The organism is Microbacterium sp., assembly GCF_035277845.1.
Classification (GTDB): Bacteria; Actinomycetota; Actinomycetes; order Actinomycetales; family Microbacteriaceae; genus Microbacterium.
Genome location: NZ_DATEJS010000152.1, coordinates 1 through 8,197, shown reverse-complemented (window position 1 = coordinate 8,197; position 8,197 = coordinate 1). Strand labels below are relative to the sequence as shown.

Here is an 8,197-nt window from a genome sequence, read left to right as displayed (position 1 = left end):
CCGGCGCCATCCCGGTCATCGAGCTCGACGACGACGGCGTGCCGATCGAGCCGGAAGGCGCATCCCTGGACGACTTCGACCCGGTGCGCACCGGCATCGCACTGACCGGCGAGGGCCGCATGATCCGGTCCGGATCGCTCGACGGGCTCTCCAAGCGCAACGCGATCGCCCGCGTCATCGAGGAGCTCGAGGCGGCCGGCACCGGCTACGGGGCGAAGACCTATCGCCTGCGCGACTGGCTGATCTCCCGTCAGCGGTTCTGGGGTACCCCGATCCCGATGCTGCACACCGAGGACGGCCAGATCATCCCGGTGCCCGACGACCAGCTGCCGGTGCGCCTGCCGGAGGCCTCGGACCTCGACCTGACCCCGAAGGGGGCGTCCCCGCTCGGCGCCGCGACCGAGTGGGTGAACACGGTCGACCCGGCCACGGGCGAGCCGGCGCTGCGCGACCCGGACACGATGGACACGTTCGTGGACAGCTCGTGGTACTTCCTGCGCTTCCTGTCGCCGGGCGACGCCACGCGGGCGTTCTCCGGTGCGGAGGCGAGCCGGTGGGCACCCGTCGACTTCTACATCGGCGGGGTGGAGCACGCGATCCTGCACCTGCTCTACGCGCGCTTCATCACCAAGGCGCTGTACGACATGGGGCTCGTCGACTTCACCGAGCCGTTCTCCAGCCTGATCAACCAGGGCATGGTCATCCTCGGCGGCGCGAAGATGTCCAAGAGCAAGGGCAACCTGGTGCTGTTCCAGGAGGAGCTCGAGCAGCACGGCGCCGACGTGCTGCGCGTGGCTCTCGCGTTCGCCGGCCCGGTGGAGGACGACAAGGACTGGGATGACGTGTCCACCACGGGCGCCGCCAAGTTCCTCGCCCGCGCGCTGCGCGTCGCCCGCGACGTCACGAGCGACACGGACGTGGTGTGGGCCGAGGGCGACCAGGCTCTGCGCCGCGTGACGCATCGCCTGCTGGCGGATGCCCCGGGCCTCATCGAGCACACCAAGTTCAATGTCGTGGTCGCCCGCCTGATGGAACTCGTCAACGCCGTGCGCAAGGTCATCGACTCGGGCGCGGGCGCCGCGGACCCCGCGGTGCGCGAAGCGGCCGAGGTCGTCGCGATGATGCTCGACCCCTTCGCTCCGCACCTGGCGGAGGAGATGTGGCAGATTCTCGGCTATGACGGCTTCGTGGGCCTGACCGTGTGGCGCCAGGCCGATCCCACGCTGCTGGTGGAGGACACCGTCACCGCGGTCGTGCAGGTGGGCGGCAAGGTGCGCGCGACGCTCGAGGTGCCCGCGCGCATCGAATCGGACGCCCTCGAGCAGCTCGCCCGCGACGACGAGCGCGTGCAGCGGGCGATCGGCGACCGCGAGGTCGTGCGTGTGATCGTGCGCGCGCCGAAGGTCGTCAGCTTCATCGTGCGCTGAATCCACATGGCCTGACCGAATGCCCCGCTCGATGGCGGGGCATTCGTCCGTCCACACGGGCGCGGCCTCCGGTCGGTTCTGCACAGCGTCGGGGCCGCAGCCTCGGGGTCGAGCGAATGGGACCTAGCGTGGCCGGGTGGCCATCCTCTCCGACGATCCCTTCGCGCCGGAGGCCGATCAGGAGCCGGATGACGAGATCCCGCAGGCAGCATCGCCGCGGCGACGGCTGGGGGTCGGCGCCGCGATCGTCCTGGTGCTCGCGGCGCTGGCGGTCACGGTCGTCATCGGGGTGGTCCGCACGGGAGGAGGAGCGGTCGCACCGGCGGACGGGGCGACCGCGCGTCCGGCTGCGGCGCCGACGGTCGATTCCCGCCAGCGGGTCTACGTCGACGTCGTCGGTGCGGTGCGGCATCCAGGCATGTTCGTACTCCCGAAGGACGCCCGCGTGCTCGACGCGATCTCGGCCGCGGGAGGCTTCACGGCGAAGGCGCAGCGGGATGCCGTGAACCTGGCGCGGCCGCTGACCGATGGCGAGCAACTCGCCGTGCCGGCGGTCGGGAGCGCACCGCCGGGCGGGGCGCCGTCCGCGCCGGGCGTCGCGGGCGGATCGGCGGTGACGACCGGCTCCGGGGCTGGCGCCGGGGGGAAAGTGAGCCTCAACACCGCGACGCAGGAGCAGCTCGAGGCGCTGCCGCGAATCGGACCGGCGCTGGCGGAGCGCATCCTGCAGTGGCGCACGCAGAACGGGCGATTCACCAGCGTCGACGACCTGCTCGCCGTGCCGGGCATCGGCGACAAGATGCTGGCGTCCCTGCGTGACCTCGTGACGGTCTGATGGGAGCGGAGACCGAGCGGCTGCGCGCCACCGACCTGCGGCTCGTGCCGGTGGCGGCCGCCTCGTGGGCGGCCGCCGCCGTCGGGGTGCTCCACCCGGGATCGGCGGGCGTCGCCGCCGGCATCGGGTGGGCGGTCACCGGATGCCTGGTCCTCGTCGCGGGGGTGCTGGCGCGGAGGCTTCCCGAGCAGCGGCGCGCCGGGCCGGTGAGTGCGCTGGTGCTGACGGCGGTGGCATCCGCGCTGGCGGCGGCGGTGCTGTCGCACGTCGCCGCGGCTCAGCCCGCCCGCGCGGCAGCGCAGGCGCTGTCGACGAGCGGTGGACGCAGCCTCGTCGTCTCCGTGACGGTGACCGGGTCGACCGCGCGGACGAGCATGGGCGGCGTGCGTTTCGACGCGGCGGCGACGACGGTGCGGATCGGGCCGGAGGCGTATGCGGTCCGCGTGCCCGTCACGGTGCAGCTGCCCGAGCCGCTCCAGGTGGGCCTCGGCGACACGATGGAGGTGCCCGGCACGGCGCTGCGCACCGACGCCGGAGAACGGGCGGTGTTCCTCGTGCGAGGCACGCGCGACGCCCGGGTCGTCGACAGAGCCGACGGGCCGGTCGCCGTGGCCTCCGCACTGCGGCGGGGACTCGTCGACGCGACCGCTGGGCTTCCGCAGCCGGCAGCCGGGCTCATCCCCGGACTGGCGGTCGGTGACACCACGGGCGTCACCGCGGCACTCGACGCCGACATGAAGGCGAGCTCGCTCACCCACCTCACCGCGGTCTCCGGCGCGAACTGCGCGCTGGTGGTGGGCATCGCGTTCGGTCTCGCCGCGTTGTGCGGGGCGCGCCGGGGCATCCGGGTCGCCGCGGGGCTCACCGCCCTCGCGGCATTCGTCGTGCTCGTGACACCCGAGCCGAGCGTCGTCCGCGCCGCGATGATGGCGGGGATCGCGATGCTGGCGCTGCTGCTCGGCCGAGCGCGGCTCGGCGTGGCCCTGCTGCTGCTCGCGGTCGTGGCGTCCATGCTGCTCGATCCCTGGCTCGCGCTGTCGCTGGGGTTCGCGCTGTCGACGGCGGCCACCGGAGCGCTGCTCGTGCTGGCTCGCCCGCTGGCGGCGGGCCTGTCACGCTGGATGCCGGGCATGCTCGCGCTCGCGATCAGCGTGCCGCTGGCGGCGCAGCTGGTGTGCGGGCCCCTGCTCGTGCTCATCAACCCGACCGTGCCGGTGCTCGGCGTCGTGGCGAACCTGCTCGCTGCGCTCGCCGCACCGGTTGCCACCGTGCTCGGCGTCGCCGCGTGCCTGGCGCTCCCGGTCCCCGTCGTTCAGGCGGGTCTTGCGGCCCTCACGTGGGTGCCGTCCGCATGGATCGCGGCGACGGCGCATGTCTTCGCGACGATCCCCGGACATGGGATGCCGTGGCTGACCGGCCTCGCCGGGGCCGTGGCGCTCGCGGCGCTGAGCGCCGGCATCGTCCTGCTCGCGGTACCGGCGGCGCCGGGGCGTCCGGCTCGCCGCATGCGCGTCGCGACCGCTGCGGGGGTCTCCATCACGGTGGGCGTCTGGGGCGGATTCGCGGCGCTGGACGGCGTCGCCGCTCCGCTCACCGTGCCCCGGGACTGGTCGGTCGCGCTCTGCGACGTCGGCCAGGGCGACGCGATCCTGCTGCGCTCGGCGGGCCGCATCGCCCTGATCGACACGGGCGCGGAACCCGCCCCGCTGACGGAGTGCCTCAGCAGATTCGGCGTGGGGCGCATCGACCTCCTCGTGCTCACGCACTACGACAAGGACCATGCGGGCGCCGCCGGGGCGCTCGTCGGCCGGGTGGACGCGCTGCTGCACGGGCCGGTGGACAAGCCGGCGTCCGGCCGGCTGCTGCAGCAATTCGCCGACGAGGGGACCGCGCTCGTCGACGCGGCGGCCGGCATGAGCGGACCGCTCGGCACGGCGACCTGGACGGTGCTGTGGCCCCTCGCAGACGGGCGGGGATATCCGCCCGGCAACGAATCCTGTGTCGTGCTGGACGTGCGCGGCCCGAGGATGCCGACGGGCGTCTACCTGTGCGACACGGATGCCACGGCACAGGCGGCGATCCTGCGCAGCGGTGGCCTGCGGCCGCCGTACGAGCTCGTGAAGGTCGCCCACCACGGCAGCGCCGACCAGGAGCCCCGCCTGTACGCCGAGGTGCGCGCGCCCGTCGCATTCATCTCGGTGGGGGCGGACAACGACTACGGGCATCCGCGCAGTCCCACCCTCGGGTTCCTCGCCGCCCTCGGCGCGCAGATCCACCGCACCGACCTCGAGGGCATCGTGACCGCGACCGAGACGCCCGCCGGCGTGGCGCTCTGGCACGAGCGCCCGCCCACCGCCCCGGAGGGCACTCCGGGGCGGTGAACGTCGGAGCCCCCGGCTACGCTGGAAGGCATGGCCCCGGCACCCCGACGCTCCTCCGCATCGAAGTCCGGGGGCGCCCGCGCGGCCATCCCGCAGCTGTCCTGGCGCGACCCGCAGCCGGCGCCGATCGTGCTCGTCTCCGGCCCGGAGGACGTCTGCGCGGAGCGGGCGATCGCCGGGGTGCGGGACTACCTTCGGGCCGAGGATCCGACGCTCGAGGTGTCTGACATCCGTGCCGACGACTACGCCGCCGGCACGCTGCTGGCGGTGACGTCCCCGTCGCTGTTCGGCGAGCCGCGGCTCGTGCGGATCACCGGCGGCGAGAAGATGAGCGACGCGTTCCTCACCGAGGCGCTCGCCTACATCGAGACCCCGCAGGACGGCGCGACGGTCGTGCTGCGACACACCGGCGCGAGCGTCCGCGGCAAGAAGCTGCTCGACGCGATCCGGGCGGGCATCGGCGGGGGAGTGGAAGTGCCCTGCCCCGTCATCAAGCGCGACGGCGACCGCCACGATTTCGCGGCGGGCGAGTTCAAGGCGGCGGGCAAGAGGATCGCTCCCGCCGCGTTGCGCGCGCTCGTGTCCGCGTTCACCGGTGACCTGACCGAGCTCGCCGCGGCGTGCCAGCAGTTGATCGCCGACGTGCCCGGCGACGTCACCGCCGAGGTCGTCGAGCGCTACTACGGGGGTCGGGTGGAGACCTCGGCGTTCACGGTCGCCGACACCGCCATCTCCGGGCGCCTGGGCGACGCCCTCATGGCTCTGCGGCAGGCGATGGACTCCGGCGTCGACCCGGTGCCGCTCGTCGCCGCGGTCGCGATGAAGCTGCGCACGATGGCCCGGGTGGCCGGCAGCCGCGAATCCGCTCCGGCGCTCGCGGCACGGCTCGGCATGAAGGACTGGCAGGTCAACAACGCCCGCCGTGACCTGTCCGGATGGAACCAGCAGAGCCTCGGCCTGGCGATCATGGCAGCCGCGCAAGCCGACGCCGATGTCAAGGGCGCCTCGCGGGATGCCGTCTTCGCGCTGGAACGCCTGATCACCGTGATCGCGACGCGGGCGCCGTACGGCACCCGCTGAGGGGGCATCCGACTCCGAGCCGGACGGGCGCGCCCGCCGGCGACGACCGGTTCCGGCGACGACGAAGGCCCGCCCCAGCTGGGACGGGCCTTCGAGAAGCTCAGCGGCTCAGAGCGCGGCGACCTGCTTGGCGATGGCCGACTTGCGGTTCGCTGCCTGGTTCTGGTGGATGACGCCCTTGCTCACGGCCTTGTCGAGCTTGCGCGACGCCTTGACCAGAGCCTTCTCGGCGGCGGCCTTGTCGCCGGCGGCGATGGCCTCGCGGGTGCGGCGCACCTCGGTCTTCAGCTCGCTCTTGACGGCCTGGTTGCGCTGACGCGCCTTCTCGTTGGTCTTGTTGCGCTTGATCTGCGACTTGATGTTCGCCACGTTCGACGTTTCTTTCGTTCAGGTGATCGGTTGAGTACCGGGCGACGAGTGAGAGAGAGGGGAGCCACCCGGCTTGTGCGAGTTGGACACCCACACGCAAGCCAAGGAATGACTTTACCAGGTCTTGCGGCTTCGTTCCTGCCAGAACACAGGGATGCCGCGCACGACGCGCGTGCGCGGCATCCCGTGCGGGCCACTCAGCCGCGGGCGCTCACCTGCGGACGCCCCGCAGCGTGACCGGTGCGCTCGCGGCGCCTCGCACGCTGTCCGGGTCGGCCGGCGCGAACGTCGCCACGTAGGTGTGGTCTCCGCGCGCGATGTCGCCGAGTGTCAGCGTCGCCACGCCGTCGACCACGGTCGCCGATCCGACCACGACCGAGCCCTCGCGGAACTCCACCGTCCCGTCGGCAGGGGCGCCGCCGGGCAGCGTCACCGACGCCGTGAGGGATGCCGGATGGGCTCCGTTCACGCTCACCTTGCTCGTGGCAGCGAGCGCGACCGCTGCGAGCGGACGCTCGTCGGTGCCGGCGGCGAAGCCCACCTTCACCGGGTCGTGATCGCTCGAGCGGTACGGGTCCGGTGCGTAGAACAGAGTGCCGCTCACGTTGTAGCGGCTGTACTCGAGCGCGACGGACTCGCCGGAGTTGATGCTCCAGATGTCGCCGCCGGTGGCGCGCTGCCGGGCGTCGCGGCTCAGCAGGATGTGATCGAGCGAGCCGGACAGGCCGTCGAACGAGTAGGACGACGTGTCGATCCCGAGGGCGTGCTCGGCGTCGACGTACCCGGCGTCGTACAGCACCTGCAGCGGATCCTCGGCGCTGTATGAGTTGAAGTCACCCGCCAGCGCCACGGTGGTGATGCCGCCGCGGATCTGCTCGATCCAGTCGCGCAGGGCGGTCGCCTGCCGGACACGCGATTCGTTGGAGGCCCCCTGCCCGTCGCCGGCGTCGGCGTCGCCGGGCCAGGGACCGGCGGACCCCTTCGACTTCAGGTGGTTGATGCTGAACAGGAACTTCTCCCCGCCGGCAGCCGGACGGAACACCTGCGCGAGCGGCGGCCGCGCGTTCGCGAACGCCTGCCCGGCAGCCGACTGCGTGCCGAGAGCGCGTTCCGCGCCGATCGGGGTGACGGCAGCCGGCTGATAGATGATCGCCGCGGTGATGACATCCTGCTGCGACAGCGGGGGGAGCTCGCTCGACGACGGCACGAACGACCACTTCTGCGATCCGGCCGCGTCGTTGAGGGCCGCCACCAGGGTCCCGAGAGCCTCGTCCTTCGGCTCACCGAGCACGGCGGAGTTCTCCACCTCGAGAAGCCCCACGACCGACGCGTCGAGCCGGTTGATCGCCGCGACGATCTTGGCCTGCTGGCGTGCCAGGTCCCCGGCATCCCACGCGCCGCGCAGTGGACAGCCGCCGCGCACGGTGAGGCCGTCCCCGGTGCGGTCGGTGTACGACGTGCACGAGGGATCGCTGTCGCCGAGCGTGGTGAAGTAGTTCAGCACGTTGAAGGATGCCACCGACACGGCGCCGCCGACGCTCGCCGGCGCCGCCGTGCGCGTGTTCTCGAAGTCCACGCCGTCGCCGGCTCCGCTGCCGTCGCCGACGAGGGGTTGCGTCGGGTTCAGCTTCCACACGTCGTTGCGCCAGTCGACGATGAGGGGCTGCGTGAACGTCACCGATGCTCCGACCCGCACGGGCTCGGCGAGCGACACGTACGCCGGGGTGAGGCTGCTGTTCGCGGCGCTCAGGAAGTTCGTCGAGGCGCCGTCGTCGAGCGTGATCGCACGCGCGGCGTTGTCGGCCCTGACGTCGGCGGCGGCCGTGGTCCCCGGGCGCGCGACGTCGGTGGGCTGACGCAGCGGCTGGGTGCCCGAGGCGAGACCGACCTCGCCGTACTGGTGGGTGGTGTGCGTGTCGGTCACCGTGAACGGGCCGCTCGGCGTCACGAGCATCGACTCGAACGCCTCGCGTTCGGCATCCGTGCGCGGCCAGGCGAGCGGCGTCGGCACCGGAGCGTCCACGCGCTCGTCGATCGGGGTGACGGACGTCGAGGCGATCTCGGTGAGGCCGTGGTACTCGGTGACCGTGCCCGTCACCTCGACG

Annotated in this window: 6 protein-coding genes; 4 read left to right on the top strand and 2 right to left on the bottom strand. The window is 72.7% G+C overall.

From position 1 onward, the window contains the following. From VJR25_RS06595 to holA, 4 genes are all read left to right on the top strand, one after another. A partial coding sequence (locus VJR25_RS06595; RefSeq protein ID WP_324113806.1) for a class I tRNA ligase family protein occupies positions 1 to 1,427 on the top strand: 1,427 nt, incomplete at its 5' end. A gap of 142 nt (positions 1,428 to 1,569) precedes the next feature. Then, on the top strand, positions 1,570 to 2,262 hold the full coding sequence (locus VJR25_RS06590) for a helix-hairpin-helix domain-containing protein (RefSeq protein WP_414683744.1): 693 nt from the start codon (positions 1,570 to 1,572) through the stop codon (positions 2,260 to 2,262). Then, positions 2,262 to 4,643, top strand: coding sequence for a ComEC/Rec2 family competence protein (locus VJR25_RS06585; protein WP_324113802.1), 2,382 nt, complete (start codon positions 2,262 to 2,264; stop codon positions 4,641 to 4,643). Before VJR25_RS06590 ends, VJR25_RS06585 begins: the two co-directional genes overlap by 1 nt. A gap of 30 nt (positions 4,644 to 4,673) precedes the next feature. Then, a complete protein-coding gene (gene holA, locus VJR25_RS06580) occupies positions 4,674 to 5,723 on the top strand; it encodes a DNA polymerase III subunit delta (protein WP_324113800.1) in 1,050 nt (349 codons plus the stop codon). A 108-nt stretch (positions 5,724 to 5,831) separates the two neighbouring features. On the opposite strand, the gene rpsT is transcribed toward holA, so the two are convergent. Together rpsT and VJR25_RS06570 are read right to left on the bottom strand one after the other, a co-directional pair. Next, on the bottom strand, positions 5,832 to 6,092 hold the full coding sequence (rpsT, locus tag VJR25_RS06575) for a 30S ribosomal protein S20 (protein WP_324113798.1): 261 nt from the start codon (positions 6,090 to 6,092) through the stop codon (positions 5,832 to 5,834). A gap of 211 nt (positions 6,093 to 6,303) precedes the next feature. Then, positions 6,304 to 8,197: ExeM/NucH family extracellular endonuclease (locus tag VJR25_RS06570; protein ID WP_324113796.1), on the bottom strand; the 1,894-nt coding region annotated here is incomplete at its 5' end.